Source organism: Roseovarius sp. (assembly GCF_040219995.1).
In the GTDB taxonomy this organism is placed as follows: Bacteria; Pseudomonadota; Alphaproteobacteria; order Rhodobacterales; family Rhodobacteraceae; genus Roseovarius.
The window spans coordinates 94402-110437 of the sequence record NZ_JAVJUC010000022.1 but is presented as its reverse complement, the minus strand read 5'-3'; the positions used below and the strand labels follow the sequence as shown (position 1 = coordinate 110437).

Annotated in this window: 22 protein-coding genes; 8 read left to right on the top strand and 14 right to left on the bottom strand. The window is 65.7% G+C overall.

Annotation, left to right across the window (positions count from 1 at the left end; all coding sequences use genetic code 11):
* Positions 1-36: 36 nt before the first annotated feature.
* Positions 37-438, bottom strand: a complete 402-nt coding sequence (locus RID11_RS11550; protein WP_350139146.1) for a VOC family protein — start codon at positions 436-438, stop codon at positions 37-39.
* A 92-nt stretch (positions 439-530) separates the two neighbouring features.
* Entirely contained in the window at positions 531-1559 is a 1029-nt protein-coding gene (locus RID11_RS11545) for an NAD(P)/FAD-dependent oxidoreductase (protein WP_350139143.1), read from the bottom strand.
* Between the two features lie 64 nt (positions 1560-1623).
* Between RID11_RS11545 and mnmC2 the strand changes: the two genes are divergently transcribed.
* The 6 genes from mnmC2 to RID11_RS11515 all read left to right on the top strand — a co-directional run bounded on the left by mnmC2 (position 1624) and on the right by RID11_RS11515 (position 6869).
* Positions 1624-2301, top strand: a complete 678-nt coding sequence (gene mnmC2, locus RID11_RS11540) for a tRNA (5-methylaminomethyl-2-thiouridine)(34)-methyltransferase MnmC2 (protein ID WP_350139141.1) — start codon at positions 1624-1626, stop codon at positions 2299-2301.
* Positions 2298-3164, top strand: coding sequence for a DMT family transporter (locus RID11_RS11535; protein ID WP_350139139.1), 867 nt, complete (start codon positions 2298-2300; stop codon positions 3162-3164). The genes mnmC2 and RID11_RS11535 overlap by 4 nt, the downstream gene beginning before the upstream one ends.
* Positions 3165-3312: 148 nt before the next feature.
* Entirely contained in the window at positions 3313-3741 is a 429-nt protein-coding gene (locus tag RID11_RS11530; RefSeq protein ID WP_350139136.1) for a hypothetical protein, read from the top strand.
* Between the two features lie 304 nt (positions 3742-4045).
* Positions 4046-5179, top strand: coding sequence for a transporter family protein (locus RID11_RS11525; RefSeq protein WP_350139134.1), 1134 nt, complete (start codon positions 4046-4048; stop codon positions 5177-5179).
* A 121-nt stretch (positions 5180-5300) separates the two neighbouring features.
* On the top strand, positions 5301-5684 hold the full coding sequence (locus tag RID11_RS11520; protein WP_350139132.1) for a hypothetical protein: 384 nt from the start codon (positions 5301-5303) through the stop codon (positions 5682-5684).
* A 69-nt stretch (positions 5685-5753) separates the two neighbouring features.
* Positions 5754-6869 carry a transporter gene (locus RID11_RS11515; protein ID WP_350139129.1) on the top strand — a complete coding sequence of 372 codons (1116 nt, stop codon included), beginning with the start codon at positions 5754-5756 and terminating at the stop codon, positions 6867-6869.
* A 245-nt stretch (positions 6870-7114) separates the two neighbouring features.
* Here the strand turns inward: RID11_RS11515 and RID11_RS11510 are convergent, their stop codons facing one another.
* Genes RID11_RS11510 through RID11_RS11500 form a run of 3 tightly spaced genes read right to left on the bottom strand, consistent with a single transcriptional unit; the run spans position 7115 to position 8755 of the window.
* Positions 7115-7960, bottom strand: coding sequence for an urea carboxylase-associated family protein (locus RID11_RS11510; protein ID WP_350139126.1), 846 nt, complete (start codon positions 7958-7960; stop codon positions 7115-7117).
* A 4-nt stretch (positions 7961-7964) separates the two neighbouring features.
* Positions 7965-8174: a hypothetical protein gene (locus tag RID11_RS11505; protein WP_350139123.1), complete on the bottom strand. Its 210-nt coding sequence runs from the start codon at positions 8172-8174 to the stop codon at positions 7965-7967.
* A 5-nt stretch (positions 8175-8179) separates the two neighbouring features.
* Entirely contained in the window at positions 8180-8755 is a 576-nt protein-coding gene (locus tag RID11_RS11500) for a carboxymuconolactone decarboxylase family protein (RefSeq protein WP_350139120.1), read from the bottom strand.
* Positions 8756-8921: 166 nt separating this feature from the next.
* On the opposite strand from RID11_RS11500, the gene RID11_RS11495 reads away from it, so the two are divergent.
* The gene (locus RID11_RS11495; RefSeq protein ID WP_350139117.1) at positions 8922-9458 is read left to right on the top strand and encodes a GNAT family N-acetyltransferase; all 537 of its coding nucleotides are present in this window, start codon (positions 8922-8924) and stop codon (positions 9456-9458) included.
* 5 nt (positions 9459-9463) lie between these two features.
* Here RID11_RS11495 and RID11_RS11490 read toward each other — a convergent pair whose 3' ends face one another.
* The 8 genes from RID11_RS11490 to sdhC all read right to left on the bottom strand — a co-directional run bounded on the left by RID11_RS11490 (position 9464) and on the right by sdhC (position 15123).
* Entirely contained in the window at positions 9464-9613 is a 150-nt protein-coding gene (locus RID11_RS11490; protein ID WP_350139115.1) for a hypothetical protein, read from the bottom strand.
* A gap of 124 nt (positions 9614-9737) precedes the next feature.
* Positions 9738-10886 carry a WD40/YVTN/BNR-like repeat-containing protein gene (locus RID11_RS11485; protein WP_350139113.1) on the bottom strand — a complete coding sequence of 383 codons (1149 nt, stop codon included), beginning with the start codon at positions 10884-10886 and terminating at the stop codon, positions 9738-9740.
* Positions 10887-10994: 108 nt separating this feature from the next.
* The gene (locus RID11_RS11480) at positions 10995-11774 is read right to left on the bottom strand and encodes a succinate dehydrogenase iron-sulfur subunit (RefSeq protein ID WP_350139111.1); all 780 of its coding nucleotides are present in this window, start codon (positions 11772-11774) and stop codon (positions 10995-10997) included.
* A 12-nt stretch (positions 11775-11786) separates the two neighbouring features.
* Positions 11787-12110 carry a succinate dehydrogenase gene (locus RID11_RS11475; RefSeq protein WP_350139108.1) on the bottom strand — a complete coding sequence of 108 codons (324 nt, stop codon included), beginning with the start codon at positions 12108-12110 and terminating at the stop codon, positions 11787-11789.
* Positions 12111-12114: 4 nt separating this feature from the next.
* Positions 12115-12528, bottom strand: a complete 414-nt coding sequence (locus tag RID11_RS11470; RefSeq protein WP_350139106.1) for a hypothetical protein — start codon at positions 12526-12528, stop codon at positions 12115-12117.
* On the bottom strand, positions 12528-14330 hold the full coding sequence (gene sdhA, locus RID11_RS11465) for a succinate dehydrogenase flavoprotein subunit (protein ID WP_350139103.1): 1803 nt from the start codon (positions 14328-14330) through the stop codon (positions 12528-12530). The genes RID11_RS11470 and sdhA overlap by 1 nt, the downstream gene beginning before the upstream one ends.
* Before the next feature lie 12 nt (positions 14331-14342).
* Positions 14343-14714, bottom strand: a complete 372-nt coding sequence (gene sdhD / locus RID11_RS11460; RefSeq protein WP_350139100.1) for a succinate dehydrogenase, hydrophobic membrane anchor protein — start codon at positions 14712-14714, stop codon at positions 14343-14345.
* Positions 14715-14724: 10 nt separating this feature from the next.
* Positions 14725-15123: a succinate dehydrogenase, cytochrome b556 subunit gene (gene sdhC, locus RID11_RS11455; protein ID WP_350139097.1), complete on the bottom strand. Its 399-nt coding sequence runs from the start codon at positions 15121-15123 to the stop codon at positions 14725-14727.
* A gap of 18 nt (positions 15124-15141) precedes the next feature.
* On the opposite strand from sdhC, the gene RID11_RS11450 reads away from it, so the two are divergent.
* Complete coding sequence (locus tag RID11_RS11450; protein WP_350139095.1) at positions 15142-15288, top strand: hypothetical protein; 147 nt, start codon at positions 15142-15144, stop codon at positions 15286-15288.
* Positions 15289-15474: 186 nt separating this feature from the next.
* Here the strand turns inward: RID11_RS11450 and RID11_RS11445 are convergent, their stop codons facing one another.
* Positions 15475-16035 carry a F0F1 ATP synthase subunit B gene (locus RID11_RS11445; protein WP_350139093.1) on the bottom strand — a complete coding sequence of 187 codons (561 nt, stop codon included), beginning with the start codon at positions 16033-16035 and terminating at the stop codon, positions 15475-15477.
* Position 16036: the final 1 nt, after the last annotated feature.

The following is a 16036-nucleotide window of genomic DNA, read 5'->3' as shown; positions in this document are numbered from 1 at the left end:
CCCAGAGCCGCCCCTCGCCACGCGCGAGGGGCGGTTTCATTCGACCGGGTTGGAAATCTCGATCAGGTTGCCATCGGGATCGCGCAGGTAGATCGACCGGATCGGTCCCATCGCCCCGCTGCGCGGCACCGGCCCGTCCTCGACGCGCAGGCCGCAGACGGACAGATGCGCCAGCCACTCCTCCAGCGGCACATCGCTCAGGAAACACAGGTCCGCCGTACCGGGAAGGGCGCGCGCCGCCTTGGGCTCGAACTCGGCCCCGGCGGCGTGCAGGTTGATCTTCTGCCGTCCAAACCGCAGCGCCCAACGGCGCGTGCCATCCGCCGGGCAAAACGCCTCGGCGCGCATCCCCAGCGCCCCCTCGTAAAAGGTGATCGTGGCCTCGATATCGGCCACCGTCAGCACCAGATGATCCAGCCCGCTCACTTCAGGTCGCATCGTGATACGCCCTCCTCACACGATCTGCCCGCGGCACCGCCAAGCGTTCTCGAAAACGCTTGGCCAAGGCCCTACAAGGGCCTTGCCCCCGCTCACAATGATGCCTCCGGTCTGAACCCATCCGGGATGCGATCGACCCCGTCGAGCATCAGGTCGGCCATCACCTCGCCCAGTTTGGGGGCCATGCCGAACCCGATCTTGAAGCCGCCATTGGCGATGAACGCGCCCGCGTGCAGCGGATGCGCCCCCAGCATCGGCGCGCGCGAGCGTGTCCGGGGCCGCACCCCGGCCCAGCGCTCCAGCACCCGCGCGCCCGCAAGCACGGGCACCGCCGCGCAGGCCCGCGCAATCACCGCGTCCAGTTGCGCATCGGTGCTTGTGGCGTCGTCATAGTCGCGCTCCGAGGTCGAGCCGACGGCCGTGGTCCCGTCCTCATGCGGCACGATATGCACCGTATCGGCGAAGAGCTGCGGCAGGTCGCGCGCGTCGAAATCCAGCACCGCGCCCTGTCCCTTGACCCCGTTGCCCACCTGCCGGGAATGACCCGCGTTCAACGCCTCCAGCCCCGCGACGCCCGTGGCCCATAGCACCCGGCCCGCATCCGGCCCCTCGCGCAGCACCTCGCAGCCGCGCGCGCGCAGCGCCGCCACCAGCGCCGCACAGGCCCGGCGCGGTTGCAGGCGCGCGCTCAGCGTGTCGCGGATCACATACCCGGTGGGGCTCTCCGGGCACCACGCGCCGCCTGCCGCCTCCACGCGCCACTCCGCCTGCCCCTGCCACAGCGTCGCCGCGCTGGCCTCTCGCGCGCGGGCCAGCGCCAGCCCCGCCTCATCCATCACCGGCTGCACCCGGCCCAGCCGCGCATAGCCCGGCAAGACGCCCCCGGCCTCGGCCACCTCGGCCCAGAACGGCCCGGCCATGATCAGGCTCTCGAATTGAAACGCCTTCTTGTCGTTCCAGTTCTCGGGCACATGCGGGGCCAATGCGCCGACCACCCCGCCCGAGGCCCCGGCGCCGGGGCCGAACGGGTCGATCACCCGCACCCGCGCGCCCCGCCGCGCGCAGGCCCAGGCCACCGACAGCCCGAAAATACCTGCTCCCCTGACCGTGATATCGACCATTGCCAATCCCCTTGCCGCGCGCCATGGTCGCGCGCATTCGCCCCCCGTTCTAGAGGATCACCGCATGCAGGACCATCCCGCAGACCTTGCCTGGCGTGACGGCGATGTGCCGGTCTCGACCCGCTTCGACGATCCCTATTTCAGCCTCGAAAATGGCCTCGCCGAGACCCGCCATGTCTTTCTTGCGGGCAACGGCCTGCCCGCCCGGTTCCGCGACGGCTTTCATATCGCCGAACTGGGCTTCGGCACCGGGCTGAACCTGCTGGCGGCACTGGCGGCATGGCGCGCCGCTCAGGCCCCCGGACGGCTGCATTTCACCTCCTTCGAGGCCTTCCCGATGGCCCCTGATGACATGCGCCGCGCGCAAGGCCGCTTTGCAGAGCTTGCACCGCTGGCGGCGGATCTTGCCCCGCATTGGCAGGGCCAGGCGCAGGAAATCACCCTGCCGGACCTGCAATTCACGCTGATCACCGGCGATGCCCGCGATACGCTAAAGCCTTGGCCGGGCACGGCGGATGCGTGGTTTCTCGACGGCTTTTCCCCCGCCAAGAACCCCGAACTCTGGCAGCCCGACCTGATGACCGAGGTCGCCCACCACACGGCACCCGGCGGCACGGCGGCCACCTACACGGCCGCGGGTTTCGTGCGCCGGGGGCTTGAGGCGGCGGGGTTTTCTGTTACCCGTCAGGCGGGATATGGCCGCAAACGGCACATGACCGTGGCGGTGAAAGGCGAGGGATGACAGACCAGAATACCCGGCTCGGCATCTGGCTGATGGTGCTGACCACCTTCATCTTCGCGGTGCAGGATGGCATCTCGCGGCATCTGGCAGGCGAATACAACGTCTTCATGGTGGTGATGATCCGCTACTGGTTCTTCGCCGCCTTCGTCATGACCATCGCCGCGCGCAAGGCGGGCGGCCTGCGCAGCGCCGCCGCCACCTCGCAACCCCTGATGCAGGGCTTTCGCGCGGTGCTTCTGGTGGCAGAGATCTGCGTGATGATCTACGGCTTCACCCTTCTGGGGTTGGTCGAGAGCCACGCAGTCTTTGCCGCCTACCCGCTTCTCATCGCCGCCCTTTCAGGGCCGGTTCTGGGCGAAAGCGTGGGCTGGCGCAGATGGGCAGCAATCGCCGTCGGCTTCGTCGGCGTGACCATCATCCTCGAGCCCGGCTTCGGCGTGTTCCAGCCCGCGGCCATCATCCCCTTCATCGCGGCACTGATGTTCGCACTCTACGGCCTGCTCACCCGCTTTGTCGCCAGGCGCGACACGGCGGCCACCTCGTTCTTCTGGACCGGCACCGTGGGCTCGGTCGCGATGACGGCGGTCGGCGCGTGGTTCTGGGAACCGATGACCGGCCCCGACTGGGTCTGGATGGGGGCGCTCTGCATCACCGGCGCGGCGGGGCATTACACGTTGATCAAATGCTACGAGGTCGCCGAGGCCAGCGCGGTGCAGCCCTTCGCCTATCTGCAACTGGTCTTTGCCAGCACGCTCGGCATCCTGGTGTTTTCCGAGACCATCCGCCTCAACGTGGCGCTTGGCGCGGCGCTGATCGTGGGGGCGGGGCTCTTCACCCTCTGGCGGCAACGCCAAAAGGGCTAGGCCGCCCCACCCGCAGGCTTGACGAAATTTGCATCGCTGGCTAACCTTTTCCTGCGCGGTCACTTCATTACTCGCTCCCGCGCTTGATTTTGGACGAGTCCGGCCATTCAGGCCCGGGGATTTCGATGTGTTGAGCATAGGCGCACTCATGGCAGGTTTGCGAAAGGTCGGTGTCGCACCGGCCCTTCTGATCCTGCTGCTCAGCGTGCGCGTCGCCACCGCCGCCGCCGTCGACTGTCAGCACGAGCTGGCCGATGCCGCCCGCGCCGCCGAGCGCGCGCAAGAGGCGCTGCGCGTCGAGGCGCTGGCACTGGGTGGTGAGCTATGCCTCGTCGAGGACCATGCCGCAGAGCCCGGCCCGACTGAGGCCGCGCATGATCACGACGGCCCACATCTCAGCACGCCCTGCCCGTTCTTCAAATCACCCGCCGCGCTGACCGACATTGTGGTCGACCCGGCAGCGCGGATCGTCGCCTTTTCCTACATCACGGCGCGCACTGACGTGCCCTGCGCCGCCGCGCAGACCCCCTGCGCGGCCTACAGCCCGCGCGCACCGCCCCTGCCTGCCCAGGGATAACTGGCATGCGCGCCTGACGGGCCCACCCGTGCATCCGTTCCCCCACACAGGGACGGCATGCATCTCCAGCGGGACATCCGGTGCGGGGGGCTTTCCCCATTCAGGTTCTCGACCGCGACGCCCTCTCCAGCGGGCAGACGGACACAATCGAGAGCAGGGATGACCGGCCCGAACGGGCCCATGCCAGCCCCTTACGGCCAGATCACCCAATCCATTTTCACGAGGAATTCCGCAGGCGCCAGCCGGGCCACTCGCCTAGCCCCGCGCGCCCATCCGACGGACCCCAACAAAAGAGACCAAGACCATGACACAGGTTTTCCTGCGCGCAGGTGCATTCTGCGCGACCCTGACGCTTTGCTTTTCGACACTGCCCGCGACGGCGCACGAAGACGCGCCACCTGCCCCCGGCGACGGGCTGCGCGTCAGCGCGACCGACCTTCCACCGCTGCGCGCCGATGGTCACGCCCCGATCGGCGTGATGGGCGAACACCGCCACAAGACCGGCGAGGTGATGCTCTCCTATCGCTTCATGCACATGGACATGCAGGGCAATCTCATCGGCGACGACAATGTCAGCCCCGCCACCATCGCAACCACCGTGCCCAACCGCTTCTTCGGCGCGCCGGGCCAGCCGCCGACGCTGCGGATCGTGCCCACCGACATGCAGATGCAGATGCACATGTTCGGCGCGATGTACGCCCCCAATGACCGCATCACCCTGATGGCGATGCTGCCCTATGTCGAGAAGAAGATGGACCACATCACCTTTCAGGGCGGCGCGGGCACGAACGTTCTGGGCGGCTTTCGCACCTCCTCCGAGGGCTGGGGCGATCTCAAGGTGTCGGCCCTGATCGGCCTCGCCGAGCGCGGCAATCACAAATGGCACCTCAATTTTGGGGTCAGCCTGCCCACCGGCTCCACCTCCGAGCGCGGCACGATCCTCGCCCCCAATGGCGCCCGCCCCAATATCCGCCTGCCCTACGCGATGCAGATCGGATCGGGCACCTATGACCTGCTGCCGGGCATCACCTACAACGCCCGCTCGGGCAATACCGCTTGGGGCGCGCAACTGTCGGGCGTGATCCGCACCGGCAAGAACGAAGGCTACCGTTTGGGCCACGAGGCGCGGCTGACCGGCTGGGCCAGCATCCAGCCCAAGCCGTGGATCAGCCTCTCGGGACGGATCGAGGCCAAGACCGTCGGCGATATCAGCGGCCGCGATTCGCAAATCGCAGGCCCGGTGCAAACCGCCGACCCGGACAATTACGGCGGTGACACCATCACCCTCTTTGGCGGGGTGAACCTCGTCTCGCAGCGCGGTGCGCTGCGCGGCCATCGCCTCGCCGCCGAAATCGGCGTGCCGGTCTATCAGGACCTTAACGGCCCGCAGATGGAAACCGACTGGATCGCCTCACTCGGCTGGCAATACGCATTCTGAAGAACGGGGGGGCGCGGGGTTTCCCCGCGCCCCCCTGCGGCAAAACGGACCACGGGTCCGGCTTCGACTTCACAAATTCGTGATCATCCATATAACTGACCCGAACAAGTAACGGGCAGCTATGCGGACCATTCCCAAGATCTCGACCGCCTGGGCGCGCGGCGGCGTAGCGGTGCTTCTGGCGCTGGTGCTTGCCCTGCGGGTCGCGGCCCTGCCGATGGTGATGGCGGGCGGCGCCCCCGGCCCCGGCATGATGGCGATCTGCACCGGCACGGACATCATCTATATCCCCATCGGCGGCGACGGCCCGGCGGAACCGGGCGAGGGCACCGCCCACGATCCCTGCCCCGCCTTCGGGATCACCGCAGCGCTTGATCTGCCCGATCTCACCGTTCCGGCGCCCAGCGGGCGGCTGGTTGCGCGGATAGTCCGGCCCGGCCACCCCGCCCGCGTGACGCGGCCCACGGCACCCGCCCATCAGCCCCGCGCGCCCCCGATCGCCTGATCTGACCCTGACACCATCACGACAGATCACCGGGCCGCTCCTGCGCGCCCGTTCTCAAAGGACGACACAATGCTCAAACGAACCCTTGGCGCGGCTCTCGCCTGCGCCGGGCTGCTGGCCACCATGGCCACGGCCCAGACCATGCCAACGATGACCATGCAGACCGGCGGCAAGATGCCCCGGAGCCAGCACCATATGCACCATCACGGCCCCGTCGGCCTGCCGGGCCGCCACCAACTGCCCGAGGGCCGCGTGGTTCTGACCTACCGGCTGGGCGCGATGTCGATGGCGGGCATCCGCTCCGGCACCGATGATCTCGATGCCGCGACGCTGGTCACGACGGTGCCCAATGCCTTTGCCGGTATGCCCGGCCAGCCCCCCACCATCCGCATGGCCCCGGTCGAGATGACCGGCCAGATGCACATGCTGGGCGCGATGTACGGCGTCAGCGATCGCCTCACCTTGATGGGCATGCTGCCCTATATCCGCAAATCCATGACCATGCGCACCTATGCCGGTCCCACCGGCACCACGGTCCTCGGCCAGAACACTGCCAGCTCAGAGGGTCTCGGCGATCTCCGTCTCGGCGCGCTCTGGTCGCTGCACAAGGCCGGGCGCAGCCGCGCCGCGCTCGGCCTCGGGCTCAGCCTGCCCACCGGCTCGATCACCGAAACCGGCCAGATGCTCAGCCCGATGGGCACCACCCCCACCATGCGGCTCGCCTATTCGATGCAGCTTGGCTCGGGCACCTACGATCTGCATCCCAGCCTGACATGGGAGAGCGGGCGTGGTGCGATGAACTGGGGCGGGCAGCTGCGCGGCATCCTGCGGCTCGACCGCAATCACGCCGGGTATCGGCAGGGCCATGAGGCAGCCCTCACCGGCTGGCTCAGCTACCGCGCCGCGCCGTGGATCAGCTACTCGGGTCGGCTCGAATATCGCTATGCCGATCACATCCACGGGCGCGATCCGCGCATCATGGGGCCGTCACTCGGGGCCGATCCGCAGAATTACGGCGGGCGCTACGTGACGCTCTATGCCGGGGCCGACATCACACCCCGCAAGGGGCCGCTGAAAGGCCACCTGATCGGCTTTGAACTGGGTCTGCCGATCCATCAGGACCTCAACGGCGTGCAGTCCAAAACCGACTGGAGCTTCGCCCTCGCCTGGCGCAAGCCGTTCTAGAAAGGGGTGCGTAATGGCCTGGATCTGCCGTTGACGTGAGCCGCGCATCGACGGGCCGCGGTGCGGCGATCCAACATCAGATTTGTAGCGCTTTATATCAGCCAAGCCCGAAAAACATCCGCGCACAGAGCAGGTTGCAGCCAAATCGCCGTGCCGGGGGGCGGCCCGGCGATGCGCGGCGGGCTTCGCCCTTGTTCCGCGCAGGTGCTTCAATCTAACGTCAGCTTCAGGCCATTCCCACTCCATCACCCCCCATGACTGCGATCATACCCGTTGCGCGCCGGGCTCTGCCAGCCGCGCAACGCCCCCGCCACGGGCCGAAACACCTCGACCATCAGCGGGTAACACGCCGCCGCATCACTGGTATGTTCCGCCGAACAATCCCCGCCCGGGCAGGCACTCAACGCCCCCAAGAGGTCGATCTCGGCAAGGAACTCCAGATGATCGCCGGGCCGCACCGGGCTCGCCTTCATGAAATACTGCCCCGTATCGCGGGTGAACCCGGTGCACATGAAAACGTTGAGCACGTCATGCACATGCCCCTCCGCCTCGGCCAGCGACACCCCCAACTCATCGGCGACCGCGCGCGTCAGGTTGGAATGGCAGCAATGGTGATACTGCACGCCCGACAGCAGGTTGCCTGTATAGGGATCGCAACGCGTGCCGATCACGTCATGCACCGAGCCGCCGAAATCGTCGATTCCATACCACTCCAGCGTATCCGCGATGATCGTCGCCATGGCGCGCAGATGCGGAAAGGACGACCACAGCCGCTCGCCCCGCGTCACATGGGTGCCATGCAGCGCCCGCGTCTTGCCGGAATAGAACCGCTCCGACAGGTCATCCGCGTTCCACAGGTTGAGATCGCCCACCTGCGGCCCCTCGACGCTGCTGATCCGGAAAAACTCGCCCGCGCCCACGCGAAAGCAGGCCGCCTCACGCGGCGGCACCACCACCTCCGCAATCTTCTCCGCCCCCTCGCGCGCCGCTGCATAGAGCGCCAGTTCGGGCACCGGCAGTGTGTCATTGGGATAGCAGATCACGGGCGCCACGGCGCGGCGGGCGGCGGCATCGGCGGGGGCTTGGCTCATGGTGTCACGTCCTCTTGCGACCGGGGGCATGACAGACCTTCGGCGCGGTCCCGTCGGATGTAAAGACCTCCGCCCCGCAAGTCACGCAATGCCAGCGCCGCCGCAGATCGCAACCGCTCACCCGGTATTCCCGCCACCGGCACGCCCGCGTCGCGCGATTGGAAAAGATCAGCACGAGGATAAAGGCAACGATCAGCCCGACGACAACGATCATACGGTTCAGCCCTTGGCCATCGCCGCTACCATCTCGCCGAACTGGCTATAGCTGCGCGCCTGCGCTTCGGGAGAGGATCCCGCCGCCGGATGCCCCTCGGGCGCATCGGCATAATCGAAATTCACCCCCGTCCCCTCGACGATCCGGTTCATCATGTTAAAGAGCGCGCAGACCTGCACCGCCTCGTAAAGCGCGCCCTCCGACCAGCCCGCGTCATAGACGGCCCTAGCGTCCCGCTCCACCAGCTTGCTCGGCAGGGTGTTGAGCTTGGCCACATAGGCCAGCACCGGGCGCAGCCTGTCGTCCACCGGCGCGCTCTCCACATCCTCGATCAGCGCGTCGATCAGCGCGCTGTCGATCCCGAACACCTCGGCATAGGCACGATGCGCGCCTGCACAGAACGTGCAGGCATTGAGCGCCGAGACATAGGTGGCGATCAGTTCCCGCTCACCCACGCTCAATTCGCCCTCGCCGCGCAACAGCCCGTCGGTATACTCCATCAACGGGCGCACATTCTCGGGAAAACGCGCGTAGAGGTCCATCAGATGCGCGGGGTCGGGCAGGCTCGGCAATAGCGGCATATCAGTGTCTCCTGTGTTGCGCGTGATCCTCTGACATGGGGCGGCAAATGAAAACCCCGGTGCACGTCGCCGGGCGATCACATTGCGGTGCTGACGCGCACCGGCACGGCTTTCCCGGCGCGCGCGGGCATGACAAGATCAAGCGGAAACAGGGGACAGCGACAGAATGCAGATCACATCCGGCAGCACGGGCCGCGAGACCGACATCGCCGATCTCTTCAAGTCCACTTTCACTGCCTCCGAGGGCGCTGAGGAAGGCGCATCAATCGGCAGGCTCGCCCGCGACCTGATGACGACGACCGACGCGGATGACCTGCACGTCTTTACCGCCGACAATGGCGGCCTTGTCGGGGCCTGCATCTTCACCCGCCTGCGCCACGCGGGCGAGACGCGCCGCACCTGGCTGCTCTCACCCGTTGCCGTGGCCCCCGACCGGCAGGGTCAGGGCATTGGGCAAAAGATGATCACAGAGGCCCTCACGGCACTGCGCGCGGCGGGCGCAGAGGTCGCGGTGACCTATGGCGATCCCGCCTTTTACGGGCGGGTGGGCTTTGAGCCGGTCACGGTGCACGACCTGCCCGCCCCCTACCCGCTGTCGCAGCCCGAAGGCTGGCTCGCGCAATCACTGACCGGCCAGCCCCTCGCGCCGCTCACCGGGCGCGCCACCTGCGCCCCCGCGCTCAGCGACCCGACCTTCTGGTAAACGGCTCAGCCGTCGTAATAGGCGTACATCTGCTCCAGCACGCTCAGGGTCGGCGCCTCGGGCCGGTTCGCCGGGGCCTCGGGGGTGTAATAGGCCTCGACCCAATCGGGCAGCGCAGGGATCGGGGTCAGGGGTTTCTCGACCGGGTAAGCCATGGTCTTTTCTCCATATTTCGGACAAGGCAAAGATAATCCTCTGCGCTGCAGCGAAAAACCGACAAAGCTGCATTCTGGCCATGCAGGAATTGCAAGCCAACCGTCGCGGCGGACCCTGTCGCGCTCAGCCCGCCTGCTGCATCACCTCGACCGACAGGACGGTCGGCAGGTGTCGCGCAATCTCGCGCCAGCTTTCACCGGCATCGCCGCTCGCGAAAATGGACCCGGTATTGGTCCCGAAATAGACACCCGCCGGGCTGTCCTTGTCCACCGTCATGGCCTGTCGTAGCACGGTGAAATAACAGTTCTGCCCCGGCAGGCCGTCGCGCTTGTCCGCCCAGCTTTGCCCGCCATCAGTGGATTTCCAGACGGCGGCAGACGCATCGGGCGGATAGCGCCCGGCAATATCGCCATTGAGCGGCAGCACCCACAGCGTCTCGGGGTCGTCCGGATGCACCGCAATCGGAAAGCCGAAGGTCGAGGGCAGCCCCTCGGTGATGTCATGCCAGTTTCGCCCCCCGTCCGGGCTGCGATAAACGCCATGATGGTTCTGCTGATAGAGCAGGTCACGCCCCGCCGCTCGCACTAGGTTGTGGACGCAATGCCCGGTCTCGCCATCACGCGGCGCCGCCGGATGGGCGTGCTGCGCGCAGCCCTCCTCGTTGGACAAGCGGTTGCGCCGTTCCCATGTCGCACCATCGTCCTCGGTGGCAAAGACACCGGCGGCCGAAATGCCCAGCCACAGCTTGCCGGGGCGGTCCGGGTCGCTGACGATCGTATGAAGCACAAGCCCCGCCGCACCGGGGTTCCAACTGTCGCGCGACGGGTGGTTGCTCAGCCCATCGACACGCTCCCACCCCTGCCCGCCATCCCGGCTGGCAAACAGCGTGGCGGGCTTGGTCCCAGCATAAAGCGTGCCATGCGCATGATGCAGCGACCAGACCGCCGTGACCTCGCCGTCAAACGCCGCCTCGACCGGCTCCCAGCCGAACATCTCGGCCATTTGCGGATCGTTGGCGGCCCATTCATCGAACTGTCCGTTGGACAGCTTCGACAAACTCCAGCGCGCCCCGTCCTCCGACCGCCAGACCCCCGCGCCGTGCCAGTCGCCACCACCGGCGGCCCAGATACATCCGCTCTCCGGGTCGCCGATCACGTGGTTGATGGGCCAGCCGTCACAGAGCGGGCCTTCGACGGTCCAACTCTGCCTGCCGTCCCCGGATCGCAGAAGAAAGGCCCCCTTGGTGGTGCCAATCATGAGCGTCGTCGACATGACCCTGTCCCTCCCGTTTTGCGGCAGAGATTATCACAGGCACATCGTATTCCCCAAAACGCTTTCGAGGGTCGGCAGCCTCTTGCCGCCCCGGGCCGGGCGTCGCCGTCACACGTGCCGTTCGACCATCATCTTCTTGATCTCTGCAATCGCCTTGGCGGGGTTCAGGCCCTTGGGGCAGGTCTTGGTGCAGTTCATGATCGTGTGGCAGCGATAGAGCTTGAACGGATCCTCCAGATCGTCCAGCCGCTCGCCCGTCGCCTCATCGCGTGAATCGATGATCCAGCGATAGGCGTGCAGCAGCGCGGCCGGCCCCAGATACTTGTCGCCGTTCCACCAATAGGACGGGCAGGAGGTCGAGCAGCAGGCGCACATCACGCATTCATACAGCCCGTCCAGCTTTTCGCGGTCCTCGATCGACTGCTTCCATTCCTTCGCGGGCCGGTTGGTCTTGGTCTCCAGCCACGGCATGATGCTCTCATGCTGCGCATAGAAATGCGTGAGGTCGGGGATCAGATCCTTGACCACCGGCATATGCGGCAGCGGGTAGATCTTCACGTCGCCCTTGACCTCGTCCATCCCGTAGATGCACGCGAGCGTGTTGATCCCGTCGATATTCATCGCGCACGATCCGCAAATCCCCTCGCGGCAAGAGCGGCGAAAGGTCAGCGTCGGGTCGATCTTGTTCTTGATGTAAATGAGCGCATCCAGAACCATCGGCCCGCAATCGTCGAGATCGACGAAATAGGTATCGACGCGCGGGTTCTGCCCGTCATCGGGGTTCCAGCGATAGATCGTGAACTTGCGCATCGTGCCACCCGTCTCGGGCTTGGGCCAGGTTTTGCCCGTCACCATGCGCGAATTCTTGGGGAGTGTGAGTTGAACCATTTTCTACTCCTTTCAGCCGCCCAGCAGGGTCAGGCTATTTGCGGCGATGCATTGCACGGCCTCGGGGCGCTGTGCGATGCTGACAACCTCTTGTGCCACCTCGGGGGTCACCCCGGTGACACTCGCTCCGGCGATCCGGACAATCTCGCGGGCCGAGGCCGCATCGATGATGCAATCCGTGACAGGCGCGGCATTCACACCCGGAAACCGCTCTGCCACGACCGTGTTGACCACGCTCTTGGCCCGCTCACGCGCAATATCATCCGCCACCTGATTGGTCGCCTCGCAGGCTCCGAGGGCGACCACAGCCAGACATAGAAACGCGCGTCGGATCATTCTGTCAGTTGCCCTTGATGCAATAGCTCGAACCGCGAACAAAGATCGCGGCGTGCTTCGGGCACCGGCTGTAGCGACGCTCGACCCTCCGCTGCTCGCCCGAGGCAAAACGCGGCGTCGGGTTGCGGCCCAGCCGCTTGTCGGCGCATTCATTCACCCGGTCGGTCTGCGCCGGGCTCAGGTTCGGCCCCGGCACGATCCACGAGACCGTCTGCCCGCCGGGCGGCACCTCCGGCCATTCGGCGGCAAAGCGCGCCGCACCGCGCAGCCCCATCTCGTAGCGGCAATCCAGGATCGCCGCGCGTTGGTCGCGCACCGGGATATACCGGTTGGGATCGGCAAACGAGGCCGTGACGCTCGCAAGGCTCAGACCGAGACCGAGGACGGCGGAGATCACTCCCTTGGTAAAAATCCGCATCAGAATGTCCTTTCCTTCGGTGCAATCTTCTTGAGGCTGATGCCGCCCTGATCCTCGGGCGTGATCGGGTCCTCGATGATCGGGCGATAGCTCAGATCGACATCCGTCTCACCGATCCGCGCAATCGTGTGCACGCGCCAGGTCTCATCGTCGCGGGTGCTGAAATCCTCATGCGCATGCGCGCCCCGGCTTTCCTTGCGCGCCTCGGCACCAAAGATCGTCGACAGCGCACAGGGCATAAGGTTGGTCAGTTCCAGCGTCTCCATCAGGTCGCTGTTCCATACCAGGCTGCGGTCGGTGACCTTGATATCACCCATCTTGGCGGCCACACCCTTCATCTTCTCGACCCCGTCGGCCAGCGTCTTGGAGGTGCGGAAGACGGCGGCATCCGCCTGCATCGTCTTTTGCATCTCCAGCCGCAGATCGGCGGTCGGCACCGCGCCATCCGCATGGCGCAGCTTGTCAAAGCGATCAAGCGCGCGGTCCACCTCGGCCACATTGGTCGCAGGCACCGCACTCTCGGGGTCCACCACCTTGCCCGCCCGAATGGCCGCCGCACGACCGAACACCACCAGGTCGATCAGCGAATTCGAGCCCAGCCGGTTCGCCCCATGCACCGAGGCACAGGCCGCCTCGCCCACGGCCATCAGGCCGGGCACCACGGCGTGCGGATCGTCCTTGGTCGGGTTGATCACCTCGCCCCAGTAATTCGCCGGAATGCCGCCCATGTTGTAATGCACCGTGGGCAGCACAGGAATCGGCTCCTTGGTCACATCGACCCCGGCAAAGATCTTGGCGCTTTCGGAAATCCCCGGCAGGCGCAGGTTCAGCGCCTCGGGCGGCAGGTGGCTCAGGTTCAGGTGGATATGATCGCCCCCCGACCCGACACCGCGCCCTTCGCGGATTTCCATCGTCATGCAGCGGCTGACATAGTCGCGCGGGGCCAGATCCTTGTAGTTGGGCGCGTAGCGTTCCATGAACCGCTCACCCTCGGAGTTGGTGAGATACCCGCCCTCGCCGCGCGCGCCCTCGGTAATGAGGCAGCCCGCGCCGAAAATGCCGGTCGGGTGGAACTGCACGAATTCCATATCCTGAAGCGGCAGACCCGCCCGCGCCACCATGCCATTGCCGTCACCGGTGCAGGTATGCGCCGAGGTCGCCGAGAAATACGCCCGGCCATAGCCACCCGTCGCCAGCACCACCATCTTGGCGTTGAAGACATGCATCGTGCCATCGTCTAGTTTCCAGCAGACGACACCGGTGCACGCCCCATCGGTCATGATCAGGTCAATCGCGAAATACTCGATGTAGAACTCGGCCTTTTCCTTCAGGCTCTGGCCGTAAAGCGTGTGCAGGATCGCGTGGCCGGTCCGGTCGGCGGCGGCACAGGTGCGCTGCACCGGCGGGCCTTCACCAAACTCGGTCGTATGGCCGCCAAAGGGACGCTGATAGATCTTGCCTTCTTCGGTGCGCGAGAACGGCACACCGTAATGCTCCAACTCGTAAACCGCCTTGGGCGCCTCGCGCGCGAGATATTCCATCGCGTCGGTATCGCCCAGCCAGTCCGACCCCTTGACCGTGTCATACATATGCCACTGCCAGCTATCGGGCCCCATGTTGCCAAGGCTCGCCGCGATGCCACCCTGCGCGGCCACGGTATGCGAGCGGGTCGGGAACACCTTGGTCACGCAGGCGGTGCGCAGCCCCTGTTCGGCCATGCCGAGCGTGGCGCGCAGCCCGGCCCCACCGGCCCCCACGACCACGACGTCGTAATCATGCGTCTCGTATTCATAAGCAGCCATTTAATCAGTTCCTCACAGCGCAATCTTGGCGAGGGCGAAAAGCCCGGTGGCGATCATCCCGTAACTTAGAACGGTCACCGCGATAATCAGGGCCCGGCGCGTCATGCCATGGGCATAATCCTCGATCATCGTCTGCGCGCCGCCCGCGAAATGGCGCAGCCCGAAAAAGATCATCAGGCCGGTGAGGATCGCCATGCCGGGATGCGAAAAGGCGTCCAGCACCTCGGCGCGGTCCCCGCCGAGCGCGCGCCCGAAGGCGACCAGAAAGACCGGGGTGATGATCGCAAGGCCCACACCCGACATCTTCATGTACCAGAAATGCTCGGTTCCGGTGCCAGCGGCACCCTTGCCTTCGGCCCGTTTACGTGCGGTCAGATAACGCATCTTTCCCTCCTCAGACCAGAAACAGCGTGATGACGGTCAACACGACCGAGCCGATGATGCAGCCCCAGCCCAGCTTTTCCGCCGTGGGAATGTCGAGGCCCTTGCCCGCATCGAAATAGAAATGCCGCAGCCCCGCGAGATAGTGATACCAGATCGCCCAGAGCGACAGCGTCATCACCAGATCGCCAAACCATGAGGTCAGCACGGCATTTGCCATCGCGAAATAGTCATCCGAGGTCGAGGCCGCGAGTAGCCACCACACAATCAAAAGCGCCGCCACGACGAGCGCGTTCCCGGTGATCCGCGTCAGGATCGAGGTGATCGAGGTCAGCTGCGGGCGGTAGACCTGCAAATGCGGGGACAGTGGGCGTTCTACCTGTTCGGTGCGGGCCAGATCGGTTTCGGCCATGGAGAACCTCCTTTACAGATGGCGGCGGCGCATGCGCCGGCTCAAGCTGCCCCTGTTTTGAAACTTTTTCAGGGCGCTGTCACCTGTCACGAAGTAGAATTCCTGACAATCAGGGCAATTCGCCGCAAAAACTTTGGCTTTGTGATCACATCATTTATCGTGTGATCACAATTTCCAGATGATGTATGCCCAACAAAACGCGCCGCCACACTGAGTCTTATCCCCAAACCCAGAGACTGCCTGCAAGTCACACTCCTCAAAGCGTTGATTTTGTGATCACAAGACATCAGCCGACAAGAAAAAGCCCGATCCGTCGCCGGACCGGGCCATTCAAACTCTCTGCCAGAGCCCTCAGTGAAGCTTGGCTTCGACCTCGGCGATGCCGTTGTCGATCAGCGTATTGCCCTCGGCGGCGGTCATCTGCTTGGCGATCACGTCGCGCGCGGCGGCCACGGCGACATTCACCGCCTGATCCCGCACATCCCGGATCGCCCGCGCCTCGGCGCTCTTGATCTGGTCTTCGGCGGCCTGCAAACGGCGCGCGATCGAGGCCTTGATGTCATCCTTGGCCTCGGCGGCGGCCTGATTTGCCTCCTCCTTGGCCTGGGCGATGATGCGATCGGCCTGGTCCTGCACTTCCTTCTGCTTGCGCTCATAGCTCGCCAGCAGGGTCTGTGCCTCCTCGCGCAGCGCACGCGCCTCGTCGAGTTCGGACTTGATGCCCTCCGCCCGCTCGTCCAGCTTCTTGCCGATCAGCCCCGGCACCTTCATATAGGTCAGGAAGCCGACGAACAGCAGGAACGCCAGCAGCACCACGAAATCGGTGTTGCTCAGCGAAAAGAACGGCCCCGACGCGGCCAGCGCCGGGCTGGCGATCCCGGATGCGGCGACGGTCAGTGTCAGCTTGCGCATG